Here is a 24,154-nt window from a genome sequence, read left to right on the forward strand (position 1 = left end):
GCCTGGCCTCTGATCGACTCCGAAGGGGAGCATCCAGTGCAGGACGCGGCGGGGACCGAGGAACTCGCGCTGCGGGCGGCCGCCGGCGACCGGGCGGCCCTCGACGTGCTGCTCCAGCAGGTCCGGCCCGAGGTCGTGCGGCGCTGCGGACGCTTTCTGCCCTGCCGCGAGGACGCCGAGGAGGCGGCCCAGGACGTGCTCCTCCAGGTGTCCCGGAAGATCACCACGTTCGAGGGCCGCAGCCGCTTCAGCACCTGGCTCCACACGGTGGTCTCCAACTGTGCCCGGCAGAAGTACCGCGAGCTGAAGCGCCGGGCCGCCGAGCGGCCCGAGGAGATCGACGCCGCCCAGCACGTCGATCCCCGGACCACGAGCGTGATCGCCGGCTCGCGGATCGACCTGCTGGAGGCGCTGGACCGGCTGGAGCGCGAACACCCCCACCTGGTGGCGCCGTTGGTGTACCGCGACATCTGTCAGCTGGAGTACGCGGAGGTCGCCGAGCGCGTCGGCATTCCGCTCGGCACGCTCAAGTCCCGCCTCCACGAGGCGCGCAAGCAGGTCCGGCCCTGGCTGGCCGACGCTTCCTGAAGCCGGCTCCGCCCCGGGGGCGCGGTCGTCGCGCCGGGGCGCGTGCTGTGCCGGGACAGTCCCTAGGCTGCTCCCTGTGAAGGAGCAGAGCAGCAGACCGCCACTCGCCGTGTTCGACCTGGACGGCACCCTCGCGGACACTGCGCACCGCCAGCGGTTCCTGGAGCGCTCGCCGCGGGACTGGGACGCGTTCTTCGCGGCGGCGGCCCAGGACCCACCGCTCGCCGAGGGGGTCGCGCTGGCGCTGAGCAGCGCGCGCGAGTGCGAGGTCGTCTACCTGACCGGCCGTCCGGAGCGGTGCCGCCGGGACACGGTGGCCTGGCTGGCCGCCCAGGGCCTGCCCGAGGGGCGCATCTGGATGCGGCGCAACGACGACCGCAGGCCCGCCCGCCGTACCAAACTGGAGATCCTGCGCCGACTCGCGCGGGGCCGGGAGATCCGCGTCCTCGTCGACGACGACGAACTCGTCTGCGAGGACGCGGAACGGGCCGGCTTCACGGTCGTACGGGCGCGCTGGGCCGACGCGTCACCTGCGCTGCGGGACGCGCAGGAGGGGGAGGGGCGCACCTGACCCGGGCCGGGCGGAGTCCCGGCGACGCGTCAGTCCGCGTCCTCCAGCCGGAATCCGAGCTTCAGGCCGACCTGGTAGTGCTCGACCCGCCCGTTCTCGATCTGGCCCCTGACCTGCGTGACCTCGAACCAGTCGAGGTTGCGCAGGGTCTGCGAGGCGCGGGTGACGCCGTTGCGGATCGCCTGGTCGATGCCTTCGTGCGAGGTCCCGACGATCTCGGTGACCCGGTAGGTGTGGTCGGACATGCGGGTGCTCCTCTCCGCCGTGGCGGTGGTGCCACGCGTCATTCCACGGTGCCCCACCCGGTGACGCTGCGCGAGACGGCGGGCCGCCCCGGGTGACGGTGGGCCCTTGACGGACCTCATTGGTCCATACCAAAATCCACACACCCGTACGAGCACCCCAAGCTCGTCCCCCCCACGCCGGGCCCCTCCCCCCTGTCCGCAAGACAGAACTGGACCCCTCGTGAAACGTCGCCTCCTCGCCGTCGCCTGCGTCAGCGCCTCCCTGCTCACCGCGTGCGGCTCCCTGCCGGGAAGCGGCACGTCACGACACACCGTCACGGTGTGGCTGATGAAGGACAGCGCCTCCAAGGATTTCCTCAAGCGCTTCACCGAGGACTTCGAGAGCAAGCACGGCGACATCCGGCTCGACATCCGCATCCAGGAGTGGACCGGGATCGGCGACAAGGTCCAGGCGGCCCTGAAACAGGGTGACGCCGACGCGCCCGACGTCATCGAGGTCGGCAACACCCAGGTGGCGCAGTACGTCGACGTCGGCGGCCTCAGTGACCTGACCCTGGAATCGATGCGCGACTGGGGCATGAACGACTGGCTGCCCGGCCTCGCCGAGCCCGGCCGGTTCGGCACCCGCCAGTTCGGCGTCCCCTGGTACGCCGCCAACCGTGTCGTCATCTACCGCAAGGACCTGTTCCGGGCCGCCGGCGTCGAGCAGCCGCCCAAGACGCGCGAGCAGTGGCTCACCGACACCGAACGCCTCAACACCGCCGGGAACCAGGGCATCTACCTGGCCGGCCAGGACTGGTACACCCTCTCCGGGTTCATCTGGGACGAGGGCGGCGACCTCGCCGAGGAGTCGCGCTCCGGCAGTTGGACGGGCACGCTCGACACGCCGGCCGCGCTGCGCGGCATCGAGTTCTACCGGCGCCTCCAGGCGCTCGGTGACGGACCGGTGGACGCCGACGAGGAACACCCGCCGCAGTCCGGGGTGTTCGCGAAGGGGCGGGTGGCGCAGATCGTGGCGGTGCCCGGACTCGTCCAGGCCATCGAGCGCACGAACCCCGATCTGAAGGGCAAGTTGGGCTTCTTCCCCGTGCCCGGCAAGACCGCCGAGAAGCCCGGCGCGGTCTTCACCGGTGGCTCCGACCTCGTCGTGCCCGAGAACACCGACGACCGCACCGGTGCCACCGCCGTCATCGCGGCGCTCGCGGGCGCCAAGTGGCAGACGGAACTGGCCAGGACGATGAACTACGTCCCCAACAAGTCCAAGCTCGCCGGCGCCGTGTCCGGCGAACCGGGTGTGGCCGCCATGGCGGCGGGGGCCGCGCAGGGCCGGGCGACTCCGTCCTCGCCGCAGTGGGCCGCCGTCGAGGCGGACAACCCGATCAAGAAGTCCATGACGAAGATCCTCGGCGGAGCCGACCCGGCGACGGAGGCCCGCAAGGCCTCCGAGAGCATCACGCGCGCGCTGTCCGTGGACGGGGAATGAGCTGACGCCCGCTCCGGGGACGGGGGTGACCGGACGAGGGACGGCCGGGGCGGAGAGCGGAGCCGGCGGGGCCTCCCGGACCGTCTCGGTCCGGGAGGCCCCGCGCGCCGATCGGCGGCCGGCCCACGGGTGGTCCGTGCAGGACCCGCGGGCCGCCGGTCGTCGTCCTCGCCGCCCGGGGGTCAGACCGCCGAGCTCAGCGACAGCGCGAAGCGGCCCTCGGTGTCCGTCCACCAGTGCGTCAGGTCGAAGCTCGCCTCCGCCAGTTCGGCGCGGACGCCCTCCGCGCGGAACTTGGCCGAGATCTCGGTCCGCACCTCCTCGCCCTCGGCGAAGTCGACGGCCAGACCGAGGGCGCTGATCTTCACGGTCTGCGCGACACGGGACCGCAGCCGCATCTCGATCCACTCGTGCCCGGCGTCCCAGAGCGCGACGTGCTCGAACGCGTCGAGGTCGAAGTCCGCGCCGAGTTCACGGTCCACGACGCTCAGCACGTTCTTGTTGAACGCCGCCGTCACCCCGGCCGCGTCGTCGTAGGCCGCGATCAGCACCGACGGTTCCTTCACCAGGTCCGTGCCGAGCAGCAGGGTGTCCCCGGGCGACAGCAGGGATCGTACGGACGTCAGGAACGAGGCACGCTCGGCGGGCAGGAGATTGCCGATGGTGCCCCCCAGGAACGCCACCAGACGCGGTCCCGGTGTGTCCGGGAGTGTGAGACCGGCAGTGAAGTCGGCGATCAGGGCGTGCACGTTCAGCTCGGGACGCTCCGCGATCAGCGCGTGCCCGGCCTGCGTGAGCGCGCTCTCACTCACGTCCACGGGGACGTAGGTGTGCAGGTCCGGCAGCGCGTCGAGCAGATGGCGCGTCTTCTCCGACGAGCCGGAACCCAGCTCGACGAGCGTGCGCGCACCGCTCGCCTCCGCGATCGCGCCCGCCCGCGCGAGCAGGATCTCCCGCTCGGCGCGCGTCGGGTAGTACTCCGGCAGTTCGGTGATCTTCTCGAACAGCTCGCTGCCGTGCGCGTCGTAGAACCACTTCGGCGGCAGCGTCTTCGGTGTGTGCCCGAGGCCGTGCAGGACGTCGGCACGCAGGGCCGCCTCGGTGGCGTCCTCGGGAAGGGTGCGGGTCAGCAGGAACGGGCTCACGTACGGGGCTCCTTGCGCTGTGCGGATGCCATGTCGTCGCTCATGTCCTTGAGCGGGGTGAGCAGCACCTCGGTGCGGCTCGCCGTGAGGAGGGTGCGGTCGGGGACCTCCCGCCATCCCGGGTCGTCGTCGTGCGGCTCGGAGGCCACCACGAGGCGACGGCCCGGCTCCGCGAGGTACCAGAGGGTGTCGCCCCAGGCGGTCGCGGCGATGGTCCCGCCGTCGGTCAGCAGCAGGTTGAGGCGTGATCCGGGGGCCGCCTCCGCGACCTCCACGACCGTGTCGGCCAGCGCCTGCCCCTCCGTGTCCCCGGAGCGCAGCCGGCGCAGTACCAGCGCCCACACGAACGCGGAGTCGCAGCGGGCCTCCAGGGACAGCAGCTCGGCCGCGGGCAGGCCCGACACGAGCGGGGCGAGGGAGCCGGGCCACCCGAGGACGGCGCCGTTGTGGCTGAACAGCCAGGTGTCCGCGGCGAACGGCGCCGCCGCGGCCTCCCCGTCCGAGCCCGCCACGGTCGCGTCCCGCACCGCGGCGAGCACCGCCCGCGACCTGACCACGCGGGCCAGGTCGGCGAACGACGCGTCACCCCAGACGGGCCCGGTGCGCCGGTACCGGGCGGGCACCGGATCGCCCTCGGCGTACCAGCCCACGCCGAAACCGTCGGCGTTGACCGTCCCGTGCCGTTGCCTGCGGGGCGCCCAGGACTGCCGGAACAGGCTGTGCTCCGGCGCGACGAGGAGCGCCCCGAGCGGCTCCTCGTCGCCGAGGAACGCCAGATGACGGCACATCAGGAGGATCCGTCGCGGGCCGTGCGGAACCCGGCGAAGATCTGCCGCCTGATCGGGTAGTCCCAGTTGCGGAACGTGCCCCGGCAGGCCACCTGGTCCACCGCGAACGAACCACCGCGCAGCACCTTGTGGTCGGGCCCGAAGAAGACCTCCGAGTACTCCCTGTACGGGAAGGCGGCGAACCCCGGATACGGCTCCAGGTCGCTCGACGTCCACTCCCACACGTCACCGATCAACTGCCGTACGCCGAGCGGTGAGGCACCCGCCGGGTAGCTGCCCGCCGGCGCCGGACGCAGATGACGCTGACCCAGATTGGCGTGCTCCGGTGTGGGGTCGGCGTCGCCCCACGGGTAGCGGGTGGAACGGCCGGAGACCGGGTCGTGGCGGGCCGCCTTCTCCCACTCCGCCTCCGTGGGCAGCCGCCGGCCCGCCCAGCGGGCGTACGCGTCGGCCTCGTACCAGCACACGTGCAGAACGGGCTCGTCGGGCGGCACGACCTCGGTGACGCCGAAGCGCCGCCGCAGCCACTGGCCGCCCTCACGCCGCCAGAACAGCGGCGCCTCGATGCCGTGCGACCGGATGTGGTCCCAGCCCTCCGGCGTCCACCAGCGCGGGTCGCCGTAGCCGCCGTCGGCCATGAAGGCCTGGTAGGCGCCGTTGGTGACCGGCGTCGTGTCGATGTGGAACGACGGGACCGTACGCCGGTGCGCGGGACGCTCGTTGTCGAGCGCCCAGGGTTCGGTGGAGGTACCCATCACGAACGGGCCGCCGGGCACCAGGACTTCGGCCGGGCCCGTGAACGGCGCGACCGGACCGGGATCCGGAGCGGTCAGGGCGGCGGGGCCCCTCCGGAGCTGATGGGTGATCAGCATGGTCTCGTCGTGCTGCTGTTCGTGCTGCGCGATCATGCCGAAGGCGAATCCGGACTCGGTGAGCCGGCTGCCCCGGAACGCGGCGCTCTCCAGGACGTCGAGCGCCCGGCCGCGCACCTCCGCCGCGTACGTGCGGGCCTCGGCGGGCGGCAGCAGCGGCAGTTTCGGCCGCTCGGAACGCGCGTGCTCGAACGCGTCGTAGAGCCCGTCGATCTCGGGCCGCAGCGCCTCGCGTCCCGCGACCGCCCGCAGCAGCCACAGCTCCTCCTGGTTGCCGATGTGCGCGAGGTCCCACACCAGCGGGGACATCAGCGGCGAGTGCTGTGCGGTCAGGTCCGGGTCCTCCACGCACGAGGTGAGGAGGGCGGTGCGGTCCCGGGCGGTGACGAGCGCGTCGAGGGCGCGCTCCCTGAGCGACTCCGGATCCGTCAGCGAATCGGGGGCGGGGGCGGTCATGAGCTGATGTCCTTCCCATCGAACCGGCCGGTCGAGCGGCCGTCGGACCGGGTCTCGGACCGGCCGTCGGAACGGGTGCCTGACCGGTCGCCGGACCGGCCCTCGTGCTGGGCCCGGTCCGCGCCGAGCAGGTCGTCGGCGGGGCAGCGGCCCCGCGCCACGTAGCGGTCGGTGAACTCGGCCACCGCGTCCAGGACCTCGCGGGAGGCACCGAGTCGCGGCAGCGCCTCCTGGGCCGCGGCGAAGCAGATCGCCGCGGCCTCGCGCAGTTCCGGATCGGCGAGGCCGTGCCGGGCCGCGTCCCGCCACAGCGGGTTGCGGGGCGCCCGGTCCGGGCCCGCCCGCTCCGCGAGCGGCTTCACGGTCCGGTAGGCCACCTCGGCCGCGTCCGGGTCGTCGAAGAGGGCCGCCGTCACCGCGAGGGGCACGATCCAGCCGTCCTCACCCGGCTGCGCGTCGATCATGCGGAGTTCGAGATGACCGCGCGGCCGTACCGGCGGGAACAGCGTCGTCATGTGGTAGTCGAGGTCCTCCCGGACCGGCGGGGTGCCGGACCGGGTCCAGTCGCGGAAGGTCATGCCCTCCGGCACGTCCCAGGGGCCCTCGGGCGCCCGGACGCACATCACCGGGGCGTCCAGCACGTGCCGGGCCCAGGAGGCCCGGGGATCGCCGCCCAGGGGCGGCGCGTCGGTGCGCCCGGGGTCCATCGCGGTCCACAGCGACTGCCGCGTGGAGCGCCAGCCCGTGGTCCGTCCCCGGGCCATGGGGGAGTGGGCGAACGCGGCCACCAGGACCGCGCCGAGCTGGTGCGCGAGCCACCAGCGCCGCCCGTGCCCCAGCGGACCCGGCTCCTCGTAACCGGCGTCCACGCACACCTGCACGGACGCCGACGTGCACATCATGGCGCGGCCCTCGGGCCCCGCACGGTCGAGATAGCGCTCCATGGCGTCGTACCGGGGCTCATGGAGGTAGCGGGTCGGGGTGTTCCAGGGGTCCTGGCCGTAACCGCTGAGGCCGAGGCCCGCCTCGCGCAGCTTCGCGCGGACGGCGTCCAGGTCGGCCGACACGGACCGTACGCACTCCATCAGGGAGGCGGCGGGAGCGGAACTCAGCTCCAGCTGCCCACCGGGTTCGACGGTCAGCGCCGAACTCAGGGGCACGGCCCGCAGAGCGGCGTACGCCGCTTCGAGACGTTCTGGCGGTACGGGGAGCCACGGCGCGCGCAGCTCGTGGACGAGCCATTCGACTTCCACACCGAGGAGGCGGGGCGGGCCCGTCTTGAAGCAGATGCCATGGACCAGCGCCTCCACCTCGGCCTCGGTGACGGTGGAGCGGCGTCGCTCCGTACAGTCACTCACCGAATCGGACATGTGGGGATCCTCCTGAGATTCCACCATGCCGCCGGCCCGGGGTCTGGTGGGCCGGACCGGCATTCACCCGTCCACCCAAGACCCTCTCGGCGGTTCGCACAAGGGTGCAAATTTGTCGCTTGCGGGACCGGAGTACACCGTTTGCGGGGCCCCGAAACTCTGTTGCGCCGCGGGACCAGCATCGCTCACGATGCGTTCATGGGCACGACGGGGGAGAACACACGGGCCGTGCTCGTGGCGCGTACGGGGGTCACGCCATGAGCGCGCGCCTGCGAGCGATCGCCCGGGAGACGGAGGAGATCGTGGCGGCCGGCGGCTACCACGGCCCCTCCGGCGTCCGGGTGACCATCGCCGACGCCGTCGAGTCGGCCCGGTCCGGGACGCGGCTGCACGGACCCGGGCCGGTGGAGACGCCCTCGGTGCCCCACCGCGGCACGTCGTTCGAGGTCACGGGCGAGAGCAGCCTGGAGGCGGCCCGCCGACTCACCGCTCTGGGCGGTGACCCCGTCGCGGTGCTGAACTTCTCCTCGGCGCGCAATCCGGGCGGCGGCTATCTGAACGGAGCCCAGGCCCAGGAGGAGGCCCTGTGCCGCGCCTCCGCGCTGTACACCTGCCTGCTGCGGGCCCGGGGGTTCTACGACCATCACCGCGCCCACCGCGACACGTTCTACACGGACCGTGTCATCCACTCACCCGGCGTACCCGTCTTCCGCGACGACCGGGGCCGGCTCCTCGACGAGCCGTTTCCGGCCGGGTTCCTGACCGCGGCGGCTCCGAACGCGGGCGTCGTGCTGCGCACCGCCCCGGAGCGCGCCGGCGAGCTGCCCCGCGCGCTCGCGGTCCGTGCCGAGCGCGTCCTGGAGACCGCCGCCGCCCACGGATACCGCCGTCTGGTGCTCGGCGCCTGGGGCTGCGGGGTCTTCCGGAACGATCCGGCCCAGGTGGCCGGCGCCTTCCGCGGGCTGCTGGTGCGGGGCCGCTTCGACGGGTACTTCGACCACGTGGTGTTCGGCGTCCTCGACCGCACGCCGGACCGCGCGACCCACCGTGCTTTCGAGCAGGCGTTCGCTCACGAACTCCGGGGAGTGTGACGGGGCGCCGGCGGTCACCGGTCGCCCGCCACCGTCACTCGGTACGGTTCAGCGCCAGCCGTACCGCTCGCGCAGCCGGTGCACGACGGAGTTGAACCGCATCCGGTCCAGCGCGCACGCCTCGCGGCGCATCCCCTCCTCGTGCAGCCGGAGCACCCGGTCGACCGCGATCCAGGAGTCCCGTCCCGTCCGGTCCCAGGGGCCGCTCCCGATCGCGACCCACTCGCGCTCGCCGTCGTGCCGCTTGCTGGAGAGCTGTACCGCCAGCAGGGTGCCCGCGGGTTCACGGGCCACGACCAGTACCGGGCGGTCCTTGCCCCGGCCGTCGTTCTCCTCGAACGGCACCCAGGTCCAGACGATCTCGCCCGGATCGGGGTCGCCGTCGTGGGCGGGGGAGTACTCGGTCTTCACGGGGCCGACGTCGCGGGGTTCGGCCTCGGTGGTCGCGGTGGGACCGTAGCGGCCGGGGACGTCTTCATCGGTAGAGGCAGTCACGCGGGCCACGGTAGAGCCTGGGCGCGGCAGTCCGGCAGGCGGGTCGAGCACCGCCGCGCCGGGTGACGCGCCCGACGGGACGGCGCGGGCGCACCGGAGTCGTCGCTCAACTCCCGTACGCCCGCGCCTCACCCGCGTGACCCCGGTGTCCCGCGCCCCTCAGCCCGTCCGGGTCACCCCTCGTCCTTCTCCACGGGAACCCTCTCCACGGGAACCTTCTCGGTGAGCGGCGGTGCGAAGCCGTTGAGGCCCGTCGCCCCGCTCTTGGCCGGTGCGCCCTCCGGACTCATCGAGGCGAGCAACTGGCGGGCCAGGCCGAGGCCCGTGCCGCCCATGGTGAGCGCCTTGGCGAACAGGTCCGACATGCCGTCGGCCCCGTTGAGCAGCACCATGTGGTCGACGTTGCCGAAGGCGCTCGCACCCGCCTGGACGATCTCGGGCCAGTTCTCGGCGAGTTGCTGGGCGACCACCGCCTCCTGGTTCTCGGCGAGCGCGGCGGCCCGTGCCTGGATGGCCGCCGCCTCCGCGAGGCCCTGCGCGCGGGTGGCCTCGGCGGCGGCGAGCCCCTTGGCCTGGGACGCCGCCGCCTCCGCCTCACCGGTGGCCTTGGTCGCCAGCGCGGCGGCCGCACCCCGGGCCTTCGTCGCCTCGGCCTCGGCGTTGGCGGCGGTCTTGACCCGGTTCGCCTCGGCCGCGGCGGCCAGTTCGGTCTCCTGGGCCTTGGCCTGCGCCGCCGAGATCCGCGCGTCACGCTCGGCCTCGGCGCGGGCCCGCGTCTCGTAGGCCTGGGCGTCCGCCGGCTTGCGGACGTCCGCCTGGAGCTGCTGCTCGCGGCGGAGTGCGTCGAGTTCCGCGATCCGGGTCTCCTGCACGACCACGTCCTGCCGGGCCGCGGCGTCCGCGAGCGGTCCCGCCTGCCGGGCCTTCGCCGCCGCCTTGTCGCGCTCGGCCTGGTAGCCGGCCTGGAGGATCTCGCTGTCCCGGGTCGCCTCCGACATCCGGGCCGCGGCCTTCTGCTCGGCCTCGGTGGCGAGGCGGTTCGCCTCGGCCTGCGCGATGCGCGCGTCCCGCTGGACGGCGGCGGCGTGCGGCATCGCGAGGTTCTTGATGTATCCGGTCGGGTCCTCGATCTCGTGGATCTGCAGCGAGTCGACGATCAGACCGAGCTTCTCCATCTCCGTCCCGCACGCCGCCCGCGTCTGACCGGTCAGCTTCTCCCGGTCCCGGATCATGTCCTCGACGGTCAACCCGCCGACGATGGACCGCAGATGACCGGCGAACACGTTGTGCACCCGCTCGGCCATCATCTTCTGCTGGTCGAGGAAACGGCGGCCCGCGTTCGCGATCGACACGAAGTCGTCGCCCACCTTGAAGATGACCACGCCCCGCACCTTGAGCGGAATGCCCTGGGTGGTCACGCAGTCCACGTGCAGCTCGGTCTCGTTGAGGTCGAGCGATATCTTCCGCACCGCCTGCACGCCCGGCATCACCAGCGTGCCGCGTCCCGTGACGATGCGGAAACCCATGCCTTCCTCGAGGCCCTCCGTCCGATGCTTCGAACCGGAGATGATGAGAGCCTCGTTGGGCTCCGCGACCCGCCACATGAGCTTGAAGACCACCACGACGAAGATCACTGCGAGGACAACCGCCCCCGCCACGACGCCGACGACCATCGGCATACGCCCCCTTTGAATGGTGCCCTTTCGGCACCGAACGAACGGAGTGTGCTCCTCGCCGACGCCGGGGTACAGACACCGGCGAATCCTTGTCGCGTTCTTGACGCCCCGGCCTCTCACCTGGGGCGGGGCGGGCTCAACTGTCGTGTGTGCGACGGGAGACGGGCGGCTTCGTCAGGCGTCGTAGGCGGGCGACACGTACACGGTGCGGGGCGGCAGGTACTCCACGACCATCACCACCGTGCCCCGCTCGATACGGTCCTTCGCGGCGGCCGGATAGGCGAGGAAGTGCTCGGCGCCGCCGCGCACCCGGACGATCACCTCGCCGACGAGTCCGGGGCCGACCGTGCCGGTCACCCGTCCCATCAAACCGACCATCGGCGCGTCGTCCATGACGCCAGGGTAAGGCCGCAACTGCCTCATGCCGCCGGGGAGTCGGCGACGGACCCGTGCGCGGGCCAGTGGTCCTGCCAGCGCAGGTCGTCCTCCAGCTGCGCCGCCAGGGAGACGAGCAGCGGCTCGCTGTCCGCCGGGCCGAGCAGTTGCGCGCCGACCGGGAGCCCGTCGCCGACGAAACCCGCGGGTACGTTCACGCCCGGCCAGCCGAGGACGTTCCACGGCCAGGCGTACGGGCATGCGGCGATCATCGCCCGGTCGGTGCCGAAGCCGCCCAGGCCGAGCAGGGCGCCGATCCGCGGCGGGGGAGCGGCGGTCGTGGGCGCGAGCAGCACGTCGTACCTCTCGAAGAGCGCGCCGACGCGGCGGTGCAGCAGGGCCTCGGCCCGCCGAGCCGCCCGCAGCGGTGCCCCGCCCAGCAGCCTGCCCAGTCGCGCGGCGTCGCGGGTGCGCCGGTCGAGGAGTTCGGGGAAGGGCGCCTCGCGCACGTGCTCGGCGATACCGGCCGTGGCGCGCGGCACGAATGTGAGCCCGATCCGTCCGTAGCGCGGCTCCGCCTCCTCCACCGTGTGCCCGAGCCGGGCGAGCCGCTCCGCCAGCGCGACGACCCTCGCCCTTACGGCGGGATCGAGCCGCGCGGGCACGGCCGTGAACGGCGGCTTCAGCGACAGCGCGATCCGCAGCCGGCCCGGGTCGCGGCCCACCGCGTCGTGGACGCGCAGCGCGGCCGGACGGTGCAGATCCCCGTGATGGCTGCCGCTCGCCGCGTCCAGCAGCAGGGCGGCGTCCGCGACGGTCCGGGCGAGCGTGCCGTTGACCGTGATGCCCTGGAAGGACTCGGGGCGGGGCCAGGTCGAGATCCGGCCGCGCTGCGGCTTGATGCCGACGAGATGGGTCCAGGCGGCCGGAATGCGCACGGAGCCCGCGCCGTCCGAGCCGAGCGCCGCCGGGACAAGCCCCGCGGCGACCGCGGCAGCGGAGCCGCCCGACGAACCGCCGGGCGTGTGCCCGGTGTGCCAGGGATTGCGGGTCGCGCCGAAGGCCGGACCCTCGGTGAACGGCCACTGCCCCAGCTCGCAGGTGTTCGTCTTGCCGATCACGACGGCCCCGGCGGCGCGCAGCCGCCGTACCGCCTCGCCGTCCTCGGCGGCCCGGGGGTGGGTGCCGGGGCAGCCGAACGCGGTCGGCTCGCCCGCCACGTCCATGTCGTCCTTGACCGCCACCGGCACCCCGAGCAGGGGGCGCCGTCCGCCCGCCGCCCGTTCACGGTCCGCCGCGTCGGCCTCGGCGAGCGCCGCCTCCGCGCGCACCAGCCGGAACGCGTTGAGCGTGGAACGGCTCGCCTCGATCCGGATGAGCGCCCGCTCGACCAACGCGCGCGAGGTGACCTCGCCGTCGGCGAGGGCGCGCGCGCTCTCCGTCAGGCCTGGGGTGCGGTCGGGAGCCATGCGGACACCTCCGGAGGACGTCGTCTACCGAACGGTAACCTGCGGGCGGTCCCAGCGGTACGCGGCCTCCAACCCGCCGTGCGGAAGCGGGAGTTCCGCGCTGCGGGCGATGTCGGGGTGCCCCGGCCCGAGGCGCCGTTCCGGGCTTCTGGAAGGATGCCGTACGTCATGGTGCACATACCGAAGCAGCCCGCCCCGTCGGCGCCCGCGCAGCGACCCGTGCCGACCAGTGCCGACGTGGCGCGCCTCGCGGGAGTCTCGCGCGCGACCGTCTCGTACGTCCTGAACAACACCAGCGCCGTCCGCATCAGCGAACCCACCCGCCGCCGGGTGCGCGAGGCCGCCGAGGAACTCGGCTACGTCCCGCACGCGGCCGCCCGCAGCCTGCGCGCCGGTCACAGCCGCATGGTCCTGATGCCCGCCCCCTCCGTCCCCGTGGGGCCCCTCTACAACCAGTTCTTCAGCGAGCTCCAGTGGGCGCTCGGCCGGCTCGACTACACCGTCGTGCAGTACGGCAGCGTGGGCCTCCGCGGTGACGAGGCCGCCCGCGCCTGGGCCGAGCTGCGGCCCGTCGCCGTCCTGGTCCCCGGCAGCGGGCTCGGCCCCCAGGGCGTGGCCGTCCTCAAGCGTGCCGGAGCCCGTGCCGTCGTCACGCTCGGCCCCGAGCGCGTCGAGGGCGCCCACGCGCTCCTCATGGACCACGACCGGGTCGGACACGCGGCGGGGGAGCACCTGCTGGCCCGCGGCCGGCGCCGCGTCGGCGTGGTGATCCCCGCCGAGGCCGGCCTGGAGATCTTCTCCACCCCGCGCCTCGCCGGAGTCCGCCGGGCGCTGCGCGGCGCCGACGCGACGGTGACCGAGCTGCCCCTTCCGTACGAGGAGGAGGCCGCGGCCGGACTCGCGGCGCGCTGGCGTTCGCTCGGCCTCGACGCCGTCTTCGCCTACAACGACGAGTACGCGATGCTCCTGATGCGGGCCCTGAAGGACGAGGGCGTCGCGATCCCGGACGAGACCGCCGTCGTCGGCGCCGACGACCTCATGCTCGGCCGGCTGCTCCGGCCCCGGCTGAGCACCGTCCACATCGAGCTGCCCTCCGGCCGCGACCTCGCCGAACTGGTCGACCGGGTCGTCCGCGAACCCGGCGGCCGGCCCGAGACGCACGAGGTGCTGGGCGCACGGGTCGTGCACCGCGCGTCGAGCTGAGAGAGGCTGGGCCTGTTCGCCCGGTGCCCCCGCGCCGGGACTGGTCCCCTCGAATCCACCGGGCCCCGACCCGGCGGCACCGGACAGCGGAGGCGTCATGCGGACCTCGGTCGGCATCATCGGCGGCGGCCCGGCCGGGCTCCTGCTGGCCCGCCTGCTGCACCGGACGGGGATCGACTGTGTCGTCCTGGAGGGCAGGACACGGGCCTACGTCCAGGAGCGCCAGCGGGCCGGGATGCTGGAGCAGGGCACCGTCGACGCGCTGCGCGCCTGCGGTGCGGGTGACCGGCTGAACGCCGAAGGCATGGTCCACCGCAGCATCGAGCTGCGCTTCGACGGTGAGCGCCACCACATCGACTTCCCCGGCCTGACGGGCGGCCGCACCGTCACCATCTACGCCCAGACGGAGATCGTGAAGGACCTCGTCGCCCTCCAACTCGACGGCGGGCCGCCGCTGTTGTTCGAGGCGCAGGCGCTCGCGGTGGACGGGGCGGAGGGTGGCGAACCGGTCGTGCGGTTCCTGCACGAGGGGCGCGAGCGGACCCTGAGCTGCGACTACGTGGTCGGCTGCGACGGCTCCCACGGCATCGCGAGCACCGCGTTCCCGGCCGGCACGAGCCGCGCGTACGCGCACGACTACCCGTACTCATGGCTGGGGATCCTCGCCGATGTGCCGCCGTCCTGCGAGGAGTTGATCTATGCCCGGGGCGAACGCGGCTTCGCGCTGCACAGCATGCGCTCCCCGTCCGTGTCGCGCCTCTACCTCCAGGTCCCCAACGGCACCGACCCCGCCGACTGGCCCGACGAGCGGATCTGGGACGAACTGGCCGCGCGCTTCGCCGTCGACGGGGACTGGCGCCTGGAGCGCGGCCCCGTCACCGCCAAGTCGGTCACGCCGATGCGCAGTCTGGTCCGTGAACCGATGCGTCACGGGCGGCTGTTCCTCGCGGGCGACGCCGCCCACATCGTGCCGCCGACCGGTGCCAAGGGGCTCAACCTCGCGGTGTCCGACGTACGGGTCCTCGCGCAGGGCTTCGCCGAGCTGCACCGCTCGGGATCCTCCCGGCTGCTCGACCGCTACTCCGAGGTGGCGCTCACCCGGGTGTGGCAGGCCACCCGTTTCTCGTACGACATGACTAAGATGTTGCACGCTCAACCAGATGGCGACGCCTTCGAAGCCCGGATGCAGCTCGCGCGGCTGCGCCGGATCACGGCGTCCCGCACCGCGGCCGCCGAACTGGCCGCGCACTACACGGGACTTCCGCTCGGCTTATGAGCCGTCCGACGACCCGGCGCCGAGCCCCGTGCCCGACGCGGCCCGCAGGCCGGAACGACGGCCCGCCGGACCCGACGAGCCGTACCACCGCCGAGCACCCGCATCACCCGCGACACCCGACGAGCCGTACCACCGCCGAGCACCCGCATCACCCGCGACACCCGACGAGCCGTACCACCGCCGAGCACCCGCATCACCCGCGACACCCGACGAGCCGTACCACCGCCGAGCACCCGCATCACCCGACGAGCCGTATCACCGACGGACCACCCGCAGCACCCGTGTGAGATCAGGGAACGATCGGAGAGCCGACATGCCGCTGCTCGACCCCACGACCTGGCAGACCCGCCCGCTCTCGGGCGGTGAGCACCCCGTCACCGAGCCCGCCACCGGAGAACGTCTCGGCGCCGTCACGCTCGCCGCGGCCGACGATGTCGCCGAAGCCGCCCGGGCCGCCCACGCGGCCCGCACCGAGTGGGCCGCGGCCCCGCATTTCGTGCGGGCCGCGGTGCTGCGCAAGGCCGGAGACCTCTTCGCCGAGCACGCCGACGAACTGCGCGACTGGATCGTGCGCGAGTCCGGCTCCATCCCCGGCAAGGCGGACTTCGAACTGCACGTCGCCGCCCAGGAGTGCTACGAGGCGGCCGCCCTCGCCTCCCGGCCGACGGGCCAGGTCCTGCCCTCGGAGGCCCCGCGTCTGTCGTACACGCGCCGCGTCCCGGTCGGTGTGGTGGGCGTGATCGCGCCCTTCAACGCGCCGCTGATCCTCTCGATCCGCTCGGTGGCCCCGGCGCTCGCGCTCGGCAACGGCGTGGTCCTCAAGCCGGATCCGCGGACCGCGGTGTGCGGCGGCCTCGCGCAGGCCGCCGTCTTCGCCGAGGCCGGGCTTCCCGACGGGCTGCTGCACGTCCTGCCCGGTGGCGCCGAGGTCGGTCAGGCGCTCGTCGTCGACCCGCTCGTCCCGGTCATCTCCTTCACCGGCTCGACCGGTGCGGGGCGCGCGGTCGGGGAGACGGCGGGCCGTCACCTCAAGCGCGCCCACCTCGAACTGGGCGGCAACTCCGCTCTGGTCGTCCTCGCGGACGCGGACCTCGACGCCGTCATCTCCACGGCCGCGTGGGGCTCGTTCTTCCACCAGGGCCAGATCTGCATGACGACCGGTCGCCACCTGGTCCACGCCTCGCTGTACGAGGAGTACGTCGAACGGCTCGCGGCGAAGGCCGACTCGCTGGCCGTCGGTGACCCCCACCGCGAGCAGGTGCATCTCGGGCCCATCATCGACGACGCCCAACTCGCCAAGATCCGGGGGCTGGTGGAGGCCAGCACGGCCCGCGGCGCGAAGCTGGCGGCGGGCGGGGAACACGACCGGCTCTTCTACCGGCCGACCGTGCTGGCGGGGGTCGACGACACGACCCCGGCGTACACGGAGGAGGTCTTCGGACCGGTCGCGCCGGTCCGCTCCTTCGACACCCTCGACGAGGTCGCGGCCCTGGCCTCCGCGGGACCGTACGGTCTCTCGCTGGGCATCGTGACCCGCGACACCGGGCGAGGTCTCGAACTCGCCGACCGCATCCCGACCGGGATCGTCCACATCAACGACCAGACCGTCAACGACGAGGCCGTCGCGCCCTTCGGCGGGACCGCCGCCTCCGGGACCGGCGCGCGCTTCGGCGGAGACGCCAACCTGGACGCGTTCACCGACATCCGCTGGACGACGGTGCGCGGGGACGTGGCCGGATACCCGTTCTAGACACCGCCGGGCGCCGCGCGGGCACGCCTCGTGGCCGGGACTCGCCACGCCCTCGCCACGTCCTCGCCGCGGGACACGGCGCGTCACCCGGTGCCGCCGCCAGTGCGGCGGGCCGCCGGGTGACGCCGTGCCCGCTTCAGGTCACTCGCCGCCCGGGGCCTGCTGACCCTCGGCCGCCGCGGCCTGCTGGGCCGCGACCGACTTGCGGACCTCGTCCATGTCGAGCTTCCGCGCCTGCCCGATCACGTCCTCCAGGGCCTCCGCGGGGAGCGCCCCGGGCTGCGCGAAGATCGCGACCTGGTCGCGCACGATCATCAGGGTCGGGATGGACTGGATGTCGAAGGCGGCCGCGAGCTCCGGCTGCGCCTCGGTGTCGACCTTGGCGAAGACCAGGTCCGGGTTCGCGTCGGCGGCCTTCTCGTAGACCGGTGCGAACTGACGGCACGGCCCGCACCAGGACGCCCAGAAGTCGATCAGGACGAACTCGTTGTCCGTGACCGTCTGGTCGAAGTTCTCCTTGGTGAGCTCCACGGTGCTGCTCATGCGATATTCCCTCTTCCTGACGTCCGGCTCATGCCGGTTTGCACAACGCCACCCACCGGGGGCGTATTCCGCGCCCGTACCCGTGTGGCCACGACGCACACCAGCAACCAGACTGGCCCCATGACGGAAACGGAATCCATCGCCTACGACGTCGTGGTGCTCGGTGCCGGGCCCGTGGGGGAGAACGTGGCCGACCGCGCTCGCGCGGCCGGCCTCTCCACCGCGGTCGTGGAGAGCGAACTGGTCGGCGGCGAGTGCTCGTACTGGGCGTGCATGCCCAGCAAGGCCCTGCTGCGCCCTGCCATCGCCCGCGCCGACGCCCGCCGCGTACCCGGCCTCGCCCAGGCCGTACAGGGCCCCCTCGACGCCCCCGCGGTGCTCGCCCGCCGCGACTGGTTCACCTCGGACTGGAAGGACGACGGCCAGATCGGCTGGCTGGACGGCATCGGAGCGGTGCTGTACCGCGGTCACGGCCGCCTGGCCGGCCCCCGCACGGTGACGGTCGAGGGCCCCGACGGCACCCGGACCACGCTCACGGCGCGGCACGCGGTCGCCGTCTGCACCGGCACCCGCGCCCTCCTGCCCGACCTGCCCGGACTCGACCAGGTCAAGCCGTGGACGAGCCGCGAGGCCACCAGCGCGCACGCCGTGCCGGGGCGCCTGATCGTGGTCGGCGGCGGCGTGGTCGCCGCCGAGATGGCCACGGCCTGGCAGGCCCTCGGATCCCAGGTCACCCTGCTCGTCCGTGGCAAGGGCCTGCTGCCCCGCATGGAGCCCTTCGCCGGTGAACTGGTCGCCGAGGCGCTGACCGAGGCCGGAGCGGATGTGCGCACCGGCGTCTCGGTGACCGCCGTGTCCCGCGAGGGCTCGACGGTGGTCGCGCTCACGGACACCGGCGACCGCATCGAGGCCGACGAGATCCTCTTCGCCACCGGCCGGGCACCCCGCACCGACGACCTCGGCCTCGGCACCGTGGGCCTGGGGGACGGCACCTGGCTGGAGGTCGACGACAGCCTCCGCGTCGTCGGCAGCGAGTGGCTGTACGCCGTCGGGGACGTCAACCACCGCGCCCTGCTGACCCACCAGGGCAAGTACCAGGCCCGGATCGCGGGGGCCGCCATCGCCGCGCGCGCCGCCGGGGTGCCGCTGCTGGAGACGGACCCGTGGGGCGCGCACGCCGCGACCGCAGACCACGCCGGCGTCCCGCAGGTCGTCTTCACCGACCCGGAGGCGGCGGCCGTCGGCCTCTCCCTCGCGGAGGCGGAACAGGCGGGCCACCGGGTACGGGCCGTCGACGTCGACATGTCCTCGGTCGCCGGCGCGGGCCTCTACGCCGACGGCTATCGCGGCAAGGCCCGCATGATCGTCGACATCAACCGCGAGGTCGTCCTCGGTCTCACCCTGGTCGGCCCCGGCGTCGGCGAACTGATCCACTCCGCGACCGTCGCCGTAGTCGGCGAGGTCCCGATCAGCCGCCTCTGGCACGCCGTCCCGTCCTACCCGACGGTCAGCGAGGTCTGGCTGCGGCTCCTGGAGGCTTACCGGGACGCGTGAGCGGGCCGGCCGGGGATACCCCGGCCACGGACCGACAGGCCGGGCGACGCAGGGTGCGCCGCCCGGCCTGCCCCTTCCCCGATGACCGAACGTCAGGCGAGGGCGACCAACTCCCGGTACTCCTCGCTCCACAGGTCCTCGTCCGCGTCCCGCCGCCGCTATCCCGGGAGCGTGAACCCCAGTTCCTGGGCGGCCCGTTCCGGTGTCGGCTGGCCCCAGAGTTCGGCCGCTGCCCAGTTCGAGGACAGGCTGCGCGGTTCCGCGCGGTCGAGGTAGAGCGTTCCGTCCAGGTGGTCCGTCTCGTGCTGGACGATGCGGGCCGGCCAGCCTCGGAACACCTCGTCGACCGGCAGCCCGTTCTCGTCCCACGCGGTCAGCCGCACCTCCTCGGGGCGGGCCACCACCGCCTGGTAGCCGGGGACGCTCAGGCAGCCCTCGAAGAACGCGGCGCGGGCCTGGCCGACTGCCTCGTACGACGGATTCACCAGGACGCGGAACGGCTGCGGAACCCGTCCGCGGGCCAGGCGGATCTCCTCGGGGACCGGTGCCGGGTCCTCGATGACGGCGAGCCGCAGCGGCACCCCCACCTGCGGGGCCGCGAGGCCGACGCCCGGTGCCGCGTGCATCGTGGCCCGCAGGGCGGCCACGAACCGCGTCAGCAGACCCGGCTCCAGCTGTCCGTCGAACGGCTCGGCCGCCATCCGCAGCACGGGGTCGCCGGCTCCGAAGATCGGCAACGGACCTTCGTGTTCGAGGAGTTCCTCGACCAGGTCGCTGAGGGTGCGGGAGGCGCTGGAGTCACGTTCGGATGCCATCGGGCCAGGATGCCAAGCCGGCTCGCTCGGATCGAGGCGGCGCCGGGCGAGTCCCGCGACTTCTCGGGACACCCGGCGCTTTCGGACTGAGCGCGGCCCTTTCGGGAGGCGCGGGCGTCCGGTGCCCGTGCACGCCGGAGGGCCGGTCACCGAGGTGACCGGCCCTCCGGCGTGGGAACCGCGGCGGGACGGGCGACGGACACCCGCCCGATGGTGCGGCGGAACGCAGCAGGCCTGCTGAGGATCAGGCCTGCTGGAAGTCGCCCGCGAGCGCCGACGCGATCCGCAGGTGCGACGCCGCCTCCGCGTGCCGCCCCTGGCGCTCCAGCGTCCGCCCCAGCATGAGGCGGGCGTAGTGCTCGACCGGGTCGATCTCCACCAGTGCCCGCAACTCGGTCTCGGCGCGGCCCAGTTGGGCCGAGTGGTAGTACGAACGGGCCAGCAGCAGCCGGGGCCCCACCTGCTCCGGGGTCTCCTCGACCAGCCCGTCCAGCACCCGCGCCGCCGCGGCGTAGTCCTTGGCGTCGAAGAACAGCTGCGCCCGCTCCCAGCGCTCCGCGGCCGTTCCGTGGTCGTAGTACGTCGTGTCCACTGCGGACCTCCTTCGACGTCCACAACCGACCGGGTTGGTTGAATATTCCACGACCTGACGGTGGTCAGGCCGGTTCACGCCTCGGCGAGCTCCGCGTCCGCCCGCTCGGTGACGAGGGTGAGGACCCGCCCGGCGGCCGCGAGGTCCTCGGCCGGGATCCCCGCGTAGAGCCGCGCCGCGATCGCGTTGCCCGCGGTGCGGATCGAGTCGAAGAGCTCGCGCCCGGCATCGGTCAGGGACACCTGCCCGGCGCCGGGCTCCGCCAGGAGTTCGTCCGCCGTCATCTCCTCGACGGTCGCGCGGGCCACCGACTCCTCGATCTTCAGTGCGCCGGTCAGCCGGCCCACCAGCCATGCGCGCTCGGCCGTCCCGCCGTTGTCGGAGACGGCCCGCAGGGCCACGGACCGGTTGAAGCTGGTGCCGCTGCGCGCCAGCACCCGCTCCAGGGCGGCACGGCTCGCGTAGTGGGCCAGGCCGATGACCTGGCCGTTGACGGGGAGGGCGGTGGGGGTTGACGGAACGGAGGTGCTCATGACTGCTCCTTGGAAGAGGTCGCGTCCGGAACCGCTCCGGCTCCGGCGTGCGGATCGAGCGGTACGTCGAGCAGGGTGGCCAGTTCAAGGCTGAACGCCCGTGTACGGTCGCCCGCGAGGCCGCCCAGGGGGCCGAGAAGCTGTTCGAGCAGGCCCTGGACCACGGTGATCGCGCGGCCGGTGATCTCGCGCCCCTCCTCGGTGAGGGACAACTGCACCGCGCGGGGGTCCGCCGGGTCGCGGGTGCGGTCGACGATGCCGGCGGCCTCCAGGGACCGGGCCAGCTTCGAGACGTAGAGCGGTTCGAGTCCCGTGTGGTCGGCGAGCCGGCGCTGGCTGGGGCGCACGCCGTCCCGGTGCATGCCGTACAGCGACGCGACCAGCGAATACTGCGCGTGCGTCAGGCCCAGCGGACCCACCGCCCGGTCGACCGAGACCCGCCACTTCATGGACAGGCGCCAGACGAGGAAACCGGGCGTCGCGTTCTCGGGGACCGACTGCGCAGAACTCATGAAAGAAACAGTACATGGCTACTATGTACATGGCTACTATACGACGGACCGGTGCCGGCGCCGGTGCCGGCGCCGGTGATCGCGAGCGGTGGCTGCCGCGTCGCCGGGAGCGGGGCCGGAACCCCGATGGGACAGGACAGCTCCGTCCAATGGCGTACGGACCCGCTCGGAACTCCCGACCCATCGCGCCTGTTCTGAGCCAAGTGCCCCTGGATGGGCGGTTCGACGACCTGACGCGGGGTCCCCGACAGGTCTAGGTTGTGGGCCATGAGCAATCTTGATCAGGAGGCGGTTCCCGCTCTCTGCGGTGGCCGCGGGTTCGTGGTGGCCGAGCCGGTGCGCGAACTCCTCAGCCCTCGCCGGGTCAAGCTCGGCGAGTCCACCGAAGTCCGCCGCCTGCTCCCCAACCTGGGTCGGCGCATGGTCGGCGCCTGGTGCTTCGTCGACCACTACGGGCCCGACGACATCGCCGACGAACCCGGCATGCAGGTCCCGCCGCACCCGCACATGGGCCTGCAGACCGTGAGCTGGCTGCACGAGGGCGAGGTCCTGCACCGCGACTCCACGGGCAGCCTCCAGACGATCCGCCCGCGCGAACTGGGCCTGATGACCTCCGGTCGCGCGATCAGCCACTCCGAGGAGAGCCCCCGGCCGCACGCCCGCCTGCTGCACGGCGCGCAGCTCTGGGTCGCCCTGCCGGACAGCCACCGGCACACCGACCCGCACTTCGAGCATCACGGCGAACTGCCCGTCGTCACCGCCCCCGGCCTGCGCGCCACGCTCCTGCTGGGCACGGTCGACGGCACCACCTCGCCCGGCACGACGTACACCCCGATCGTCGGAGCCGACCTGGCCCTCGCGAGCGGGGCGGACCTGCGCCTGCCGCTGGAGCCCGACTTCGAGTACGCCGTCCTCGCCATGTCGGGCGAGACCCATGTCGACGGGGTGCCGATGCTCCCCGGCTCCATGCTGTACCTCGGCTGCGGCCGGACCGAACTCCCGCTGCGCGCCGCGACGGACGCGGGCCTCATGCTCCTGGGCGGTGAACCGTTCGAGGAGGAGCTGATCATGTGGTGGAACTTCATCGGACGCACCCAGGCGGAGATCGAACAGGCCCGCCAGGACTGGGCGAAGGGCTCCCGCTTCGGTGAGGTGAAGGGCTACGACGGCGCGCCGCTGCATGCCCCTGACCTGCCGCCGGTGCCCCTGAAGCCCCGCGGCCGGGTGCGCTGACCGGAGTGCCCCGCCCGCACGGCCGGGGACCGGACGCCCCACGCGGCGGAGTGTGAGGCGGACGCCCCAAGTGGTCGTGCTGGAGGTCTTGCTGTACCGGCAGTTCAAGCGGGGAGCGCGAGGTCGCACGCACGGGACCCGGACATGCGAGAGGGGCAGCCGCTCGCCGGCCGCCCCCCGTCGGGATCCCGTGCCGCGAACTCACGCGCCCGGCGCCACCGCCTCGACCGCCGGAGTGCGCAGCGCCGCCCGTGCCGTCAGCAGGCCGGTCCCCAGCGTCACCGCCGTCGCGACCGCGACGACGGCGAGCCAGATGCCCGGACCCCGGCCCGGCCACGCGGCGTCCGTGCGGACCAGCGTGAACGGGACGATCCCGGCGAGCGCCGCACCGGTGCCGAGCAGGACGCCCGTCACCGTGAGGATCACGCCCTCCGTGCCGACCGTGCCGAGCACCTGGCCCGGGGTCGCGCCGGCCAGCCGCTGACCGCCGAACTCCCTGCTCCGGTACGTCGTCGCCGCGTACAGGGAGTTCACGAGCATGACGCAGGAGAACACCACGATGATGCCGACGACGACCAGGTTCAGGGTCTCCAGGTTCTTCGAGTCGACGGACTTCACCAGCCCCGAGGCATCGATCGCGTCGTTCTCGACGGCCTGCATGTACAGCGTCGCCGTCGCCATGCAGGTGAACAGGATCAGCGGCATCAGGACACCGGACAGCTCGTCCGCGCGGCGCCGCAGATTGCGTACCGCGAGATAGCCGCTCGGACCCGACAGGGGCAGCCGGTCGAGCAGCGCCGTCAGGAGCCGCGGCGAGAGCGACGCGCAGCCCATCGACAGCAGGATCGCTCCGTAGGCCGGCGGTGCCATCAGCGCCGCGTCGTCCGCCGAGAAGGCGAACGTCGAACACACGGCGGCGGCACCGACGGCCGTCGCCGCGTACGCCAGAACCTTCCGTGTCCGGCCGACCGGCCGCTGTCCGCGGGTCGCGCGCCGCACCGCGAGGAACGCGGCGCCCGCCGACGCGAGCAGCGTGATGCCGAGGCCCGACATGAGGGCGACGGGACCGAAGACGTAGTCCACGGACCGCCGCACCTGGCCGCTGTCCTCGAACACGCCCAGCAGGGCCCGCCCGCCGAGCATCGCCGGTCCGACGGCCAGCAGTACCCCCACCAGTGCGACCGCCACCGCCTCACCGACCACCATCCGCCGGATCTGCCCCGGGGTGGCGCCCGAGCGGCGCAACAGCTCGGTCTCGGCGCCGCGTTGCCGCACGTTCACCGTGAGCGTCGAGGCGACCGCGAAGAACACCAGCAGGGTGCCGTACCCGCCGACCACGCTCGCCGCGGTGGACAGCGACTCGGCGCTCACCGGGTCCACGCCGGGCTGCCCGGCCGTGTCGTGCAGCGAGTCGAAGGTCATGACGACCACGGCACCCAGGAACGCCGACAGCAGGGTCGCGGTGAAGCGGCCGGGACGCTTGCGGAGGGAGCGCAGGGCAAGGGAGAGGGTGACCATG

The 24,154-nt window shown here is 73.3% G+C and carries 24 protein-coding genes; 9 read left to right on the forward strand and 15 right to left on the reverse strand.

Translation table 11 applies throughout. From position 1 onward, the window contains the following. Nucleotides 1–36: 36 nt before the first annotated feature. Both B0675_RS22295 and B0675_RS22300 read left to right on the forward strand, forming a co-directional pair. Nucleotides 37–588 carry an RNA polymerase sigma factor gene (locus B0675_RS22295; RefSeq protein ID WP_081220576.1) on the forward strand — a complete coding sequence of 184 codons (552 nt, stop codon included), beginning with the start codon at nucleotides 37–39 and terminating at the stop codon, nucleotides 586–588. 67 nt (nucleotides 589–655) lie between these two features. Then, nucleotides 656–1,159: an HAD family acid phosphatase gene (locus B0675_RS22300; RefSeq protein ID WP_179165421.1), complete on the forward strand. Its 504-nt coding sequence runs from the start codon at nucleotides 656–658 to the stop codon at nucleotides 1,157–1,159. A 29-nt stretch (nucleotides 1,160–1,188) separates the two neighbouring features. Here B0675_RS22300 and B0675_RS22305 read toward each other — a convergent pair whose 3' ends face one another. Further along, a complete protein-coding gene (locus B0675_RS22305) occupies nucleotides 1,189–1,404 on the reverse strand; it encodes a dodecin (protein ID WP_081220578.1) in 216 nt (71 codons plus the stop codon). 220 nt (nucleotides 1,405–1,624) lie between these two features. On the opposite strand from B0675_RS22305, the gene B0675_RS22310 reads away from it, so the two are divergent. Then, entirely contained in the window at nucleotides 1,625–2,887 is a 1,263-nt protein-coding gene (locus tag B0675_RS22310) for an extracellular solute-binding protein (RefSeq protein WP_081220579.1), read from the forward strand. 182 nt (nucleotides 2,888–3,069) lie between these two features. Here the strand turns inward: B0675_RS22310 and egtD are convergent, their stop codons facing one another. Genes egtD through egtA form a run of 4 tightly spaced genes read right to left on the reverse strand, consistent with a single transcriptional unit; the run spans nucleotide 3,070 to nucleotide 7,518 of the window. Further along, nucleotides 3,070–4,032 (reverse strand): L-histidine N(alpha)-methyltransferase, encoded by a 963-nt coding sequence (gene egtD / locus B0675_RS22315; RefSeq protein WP_081220580.1) that lies wholly within the window; start codon nucleotides 4,030–4,032, stop codon nucleotides 3,070–3,072. Further along, the gene (egtC, locus tag B0675_RS22320) at nucleotides 4,029–4,820 is read right to left on the reverse strand and encodes an ergothioneine biosynthesis protein EgtC (protein WP_081220581.1); all 792 of its coding nucleotides are present in this window, start codon (nucleotides 4,818–4,820) and stop codon (nucleotides 4,029–4,031) included. The genes egtD and egtC overlap by 4 nt, the downstream gene beginning before the upstream one ends. Further along, nucleotides 4,820–6,148, reverse strand: coding sequence for an ergothioneine biosynthesis protein EgtB (gene egtB / locus B0675_RS22325; protein WP_081220582.1), 1,329 nt, complete (start codon nucleotides 6,146–6,148; stop codon nucleotides 4,820–4,822). The genes egtC and egtB overlap by 1 nt, the downstream gene beginning before the upstream one ends. Further along, complete coding sequence (egtA, locus tag B0675_RS22330; RefSeq protein ID WP_081220583.1) at nucleotides 6,145–7,518, reverse strand: ergothioneine biosynthesis glutamate--cysteine ligase EgtA; 1,374 nt, start codon at nucleotides 7,516–7,518, stop codon at nucleotides 6,145–6,147. Before egtA ends, egtB begins: the two co-directional genes overlap by 4 nt. Nucleotides 7,519–7,775: 257 nt before the next feature. On the opposite strand from egtA, the gene B0675_RS22335 reads away from it, so the two are divergent. After that, the gene (locus B0675_RS22335; protein WP_081220584.1) at nucleotides 7,776–8,609 is read left to right on the forward strand and encodes a TIGR02452 family protein; all 834 of its coding nucleotides are present in this window, start codon (nucleotides 7,776–7,778) and stop codon (nucleotides 8,607–8,609) included. Nucleotides 8,610–8,657: 48 nt separating this feature from the next. On the opposite strand, the gene B0675_RS22340 is transcribed toward B0675_RS22335, so the two are convergent. The 4 genes from B0675_RS22340 to B0675_RS22355 all read right to left on the reverse strand — a co-directional run bounded on the left by B0675_RS22340 (nucleotide 8,658) and on the right by B0675_RS22355 (nucleotide 12,624). Further along, nucleotides 8,658–9,104, reverse strand: a complete 447-nt coding sequence (locus B0675_RS22340) for a type II toxin-antitoxin system PemK/MazF family toxin (protein WP_081221943.1) — start codon at nucleotides 9,102–9,104, stop codon at nucleotides 8,658–8,660. Nucleotides 9,105–9,277: 173 nt separating this feature from the next. Next, nucleotides 9,278–10,783 (reverse strand): flotillin family protein, encoded by a 1,506-nt coding sequence (locus B0675_RS22345; RefSeq protein WP_081220585.1) that lies wholly within the window; start codon nucleotides 10,781–10,783, stop codon nucleotides 9,278–9,280. A 171-nt stretch (nucleotides 10,784–10,954) separates the two neighbouring features. Further along, on the reverse strand, nucleotides 10,955–11,173 hold the full coding sequence (locus B0675_RS22350) for a hypothetical protein (RefSeq protein WP_081220586.1): 219 nt from the start codon (nucleotides 11,171–11,173) through the stop codon (nucleotides 10,955–10,957). A gap of 26 nt (nucleotides 11,174–11,199) precedes the next feature. Next, nucleotides 11,200–12,624, reverse strand: coding sequence for an amidase (locus B0675_RS22355; protein ID WP_081220587.1), 1,425 nt, complete (start codon nucleotides 12,622–12,624; stop codon nucleotides 11,200–11,202). A gap of 168 nt (nucleotides 12,625–12,792) precedes the next feature. On the opposite strand from B0675_RS22355, the gene B0675_RS22360 reads away from it, so the two are divergent. From B0675_RS22360 to B0675_RS22370, 3 genes are all read left to right on the forward strand, one after another. Further along, nucleotides 12,793–13,827: a LacI family DNA-binding transcriptional regulator gene (locus B0675_RS22360; protein WP_081220588.1), complete on the forward strand. Its 1,035-nt coding sequence runs from the start codon at nucleotides 12,793–12,795 to the stop codon at nucleotides 13,825–13,827. Between the two features lie 97 nt (nucleotides 13,828–13,924). Continuing rightward, nucleotides 13,925–15,103: a 4-hydroxybenzoate 3-monooxygenase gene (locus B0675_RS22365; RefSeq protein ID WP_081220589.1), complete on the forward strand. Its 1,179-nt coding sequence runs from the start codon at nucleotides 13,925–13,927 to the stop codon at nucleotides 15,101–15,103. 313 nt (nucleotides 15,104–15,416) lie between these two features. After that, a complete protein-coding gene (locus B0675_RS22370; RefSeq protein WP_081220590.1) occupies nucleotides 15,417–16,853 on the forward strand; it encodes a benzaldehyde dehydrogenase in 1,437 nt (478 codons plus the stop codon). A 141-nt stretch (nucleotides 16,854–16,994) separates the two neighbouring features. Here the strand turns inward: B0675_RS22370 and trxA are convergent, their stop codons facing one another. Continuing rightward, the gene (gene trxA, locus B0675_RS22375; protein WP_081220591.1) at nucleotides 16,995–17,396 is read right to left on the reverse strand and encodes a thioredoxin; all 402 of its coding nucleotides are present in this window, start codon (nucleotides 17,394–17,396) and stop codon (nucleotides 16,995–16,997) included. Between the two features lie 120 nt (nucleotides 17,397–17,516). Here trxA and B0675_RS22380 point away from each other — a divergent pair, with 120 nt between their 5' ends. Further along, nucleotides 17,517–18,950 carry an NAD(P)/FAD-dependent oxidoreductase gene (locus B0675_RS22380; protein ID WP_081220592.1) on the forward strand — a complete coding sequence of 478 codons (1,434 nt, stop codon included), beginning with the start codon at nucleotides 17,517–17,519 and terminating at the stop codon, nucleotides 18,948–18,950. 158 nt (nucleotides 18,951–19,108) lie between these two features. Here the strand turns inward: B0675_RS22380 and B0675_RS22385 are convergent, their stop codons facing one another. The 4 genes from B0675_RS22385 to B0675_RS22400 all read right to left on the reverse strand — a co-directional run bounded on the left by B0675_RS22385 (nucleotide 19,109) and on the right by B0675_RS22400 (nucleotide 21,402). Continuing rightward, nucleotides 19,109–19,765, reverse strand: a complete 657-nt coding sequence (locus B0675_RS22385; protein ID WP_081220593.1) for a peptide deformylase — start codon at nucleotides 19,763–19,765, stop codon at nucleotides 19,109–19,111. A 244-nt stretch (nucleotides 19,766–20,009) separates the two neighbouring features. Then, nucleotides 20,010–20,357, reverse strand: a complete 348-nt coding sequence (locus B0675_RS22390; RefSeq protein WP_081220594.1) for a tetratricopeptide repeat protein — start codon at nucleotides 20,355–20,357, stop codon at nucleotides 20,010–20,012. Between the two features lie 74 nt (nucleotides 20,358–20,431). Continuing rightward, nucleotides 20,432–20,890, reverse strand: a complete 459-nt coding sequence (locus B0675_RS22395; RefSeq protein WP_081220595.1) for a MarR family transcriptional regulator — start codon at nucleotides 20,888–20,890, stop codon at nucleotides 20,432–20,434. Further along, nucleotides 20,887–21,402 carry a MarR family transcriptional regulator gene (locus tag B0675_RS22400; RefSeq protein WP_081220596.1) on the reverse strand — a complete coding sequence of 172 codons (516 nt, stop codon included), beginning with the start codon at nucleotides 21,400–21,402 and terminating at the stop codon, nucleotides 20,887–20,889. The genes B0675_RS22395 and B0675_RS22400 overlap by 4 nt, the downstream gene beginning before the upstream one ends. A gap of 267 nt (nucleotides 21,403–21,669) precedes the next feature. Here B0675_RS22400 and B0675_RS22405 point away from each other — a divergent pair, with 267 nt between their 5' ends. Continuing rightward, nucleotides 21,670–22,635, forward strand: a complete 966-nt coding sequence (locus B0675_RS22405; protein ID WP_081220597.1) for a pirin family protein — start codon at nucleotides 21,670–21,672, stop codon at nucleotides 22,633–22,635. 201 nt (nucleotides 22,636–22,836) lie between these two features. Here the strand turns inward: B0675_RS22405 and B0675_RS22410 are convergent, their stop codons facing one another. Then, on the reverse strand, nucleotides 22,837–24,153 hold the full coding sequence (locus B0675_RS22410; protein WP_081220598.1) for an ABC transporter permease: 1,317 nt from the start codon (nucleotides 24,151–24,153) through the stop codon (nucleotides 22,837–22,839). Nucleotide 24,154 lies beyond the last annotated feature (1 nt).

The organism is Streptomyces sp. M41(2017), from assembly GCF_002078175.1.
Taxonomy (GTDB): Bacteria; Actinomycetota; Actinomycetes; order Streptomycetales; family Streptomycetaceae; genus Streptomyces.

Bases quoted from the DNA above. Each gene is read 5' to 3' on its own strand.
- B0675_RS22305 (WP_081220578.1), bottom strand. From the start codon at position 1,404: ATGTCCGACCACACCTACCGGGTCACCGAGATCGTCGGGACCTCGCAC.
- egtC (WP_081220581.1), bottom strand. From the start codon at position 4,820: ATGTGCCGTCATCTGGCGTTCCTCGGCGACGAGGAGCCGCTCGGGGCG.
- egtB (WP_081220582.1), bottom strand. From the start codon at position 6,148: ATGACCGCCCCCGCCCCCGATTCGCTGACGGATCCGGAGTCGCTCAGG.
- egtA (WP_081220583.1), bottom strand. From the start codon at position 7,518: ATGTCCGATTCGGTGAGTGACTGTACGGAGCGACGCCGCTCCACCGTC.
- B0675_RS22335 (WP_081220584.1), top strand. From the start codon at position 7,776: ATGAGCGCGCGCCTGCGAGCGATCGCCCGGGAGACGGAGGAGATCGTG.
- B0675_RS22345 (WP_081220585.1), bottom strand. From the start codon at position 10,783: ATGCCGATGGTCGTCGGCGTCGTGGCGGGGGCGGTTGTCCTCGCAGTG.
- B0675_RS22350 (WP_081220586.1), bottom strand. From the start codon at position 11,173: ATGGACGACGCGCCGATGGTCGGTTTGATGGGACGGGTGACCGGCACG.
- B0675_RS22355 (WP_081220587.1), bottom strand. From the start codon at position 12,624: ATGGCTCCCGACCGCACCCCAGGCCTGACGGAGAGCGCGCGCGCCCTC.
- B0675_RS22360 (WP_081220588.1), top strand. From the start codon at position 12,793: ATGGTGCACATACCGAAGCAGCCCGCCCCGTCGGCGCCCGCGCAGCGA.
- B0675_RS22365 (WP_081220589.1), top strand. From the start codon at position 13,925: ATGCGGACCTCGGTCGGCATCATCGGCGGCGGCCCGGCCGGGCTCCTG.
- B0675_RS22370 (WP_081220590.1), top strand. From the start codon at position 15,417: ATGCCGCTGCTCGACCCCACGACCTGGCAGACCCGCCCGCTCTCGGGC.
- trxA (WP_081220591.1), bottom strand. From the start codon at position 17,396: ATGAGCAGCACCGTGGAGCTCACCAAGGAGAACTTCGACCAGACGGTC.
- B0675_RS22380 (WP_081220592.1), top strand. From the start codon at position 17,517: ATGACGGAAACGGAATCCATCGCCTACGACGTCGTGGTGCTCGGTGCC.
- B0675_RS22385 (WP_081220593.1), bottom strand. From the start codon at position 19,765: ATGGCATCCGAACGTGACTCCAGCGCCTCCCGCACCCTCAGCGACCTG.
- B0675_RS22395 (WP_081220595.1), bottom strand. From the start codon at position 20,890: ATGAGCACCTCCGTTCCGTCAACCCCCACCGCCCTCCCCGTCAACGGC.
- B0675_RS22400 (WP_081220596.1), bottom strand. From the start codon at position 21,402: ATGAGTTCTGCGCAGTCGGTCCCCGAGAACGCGACGCCCGGTTTCCTC.
- B0675_RS22405 (WP_081220597.1), top strand. From the start codon at position 21,670: ATGAGCAATCTTGATCAGGAGGCGGTTCCCGCTCTCTGCGGTGGCCGC.
- B0675_RS22410 (WP_081220598.1), bottom strand. From the start codon at position 24,153: ATGGTCACCCTCTCCCTTGCCCTGCGCTCCCTCCGCAAGCGTCCCGGC.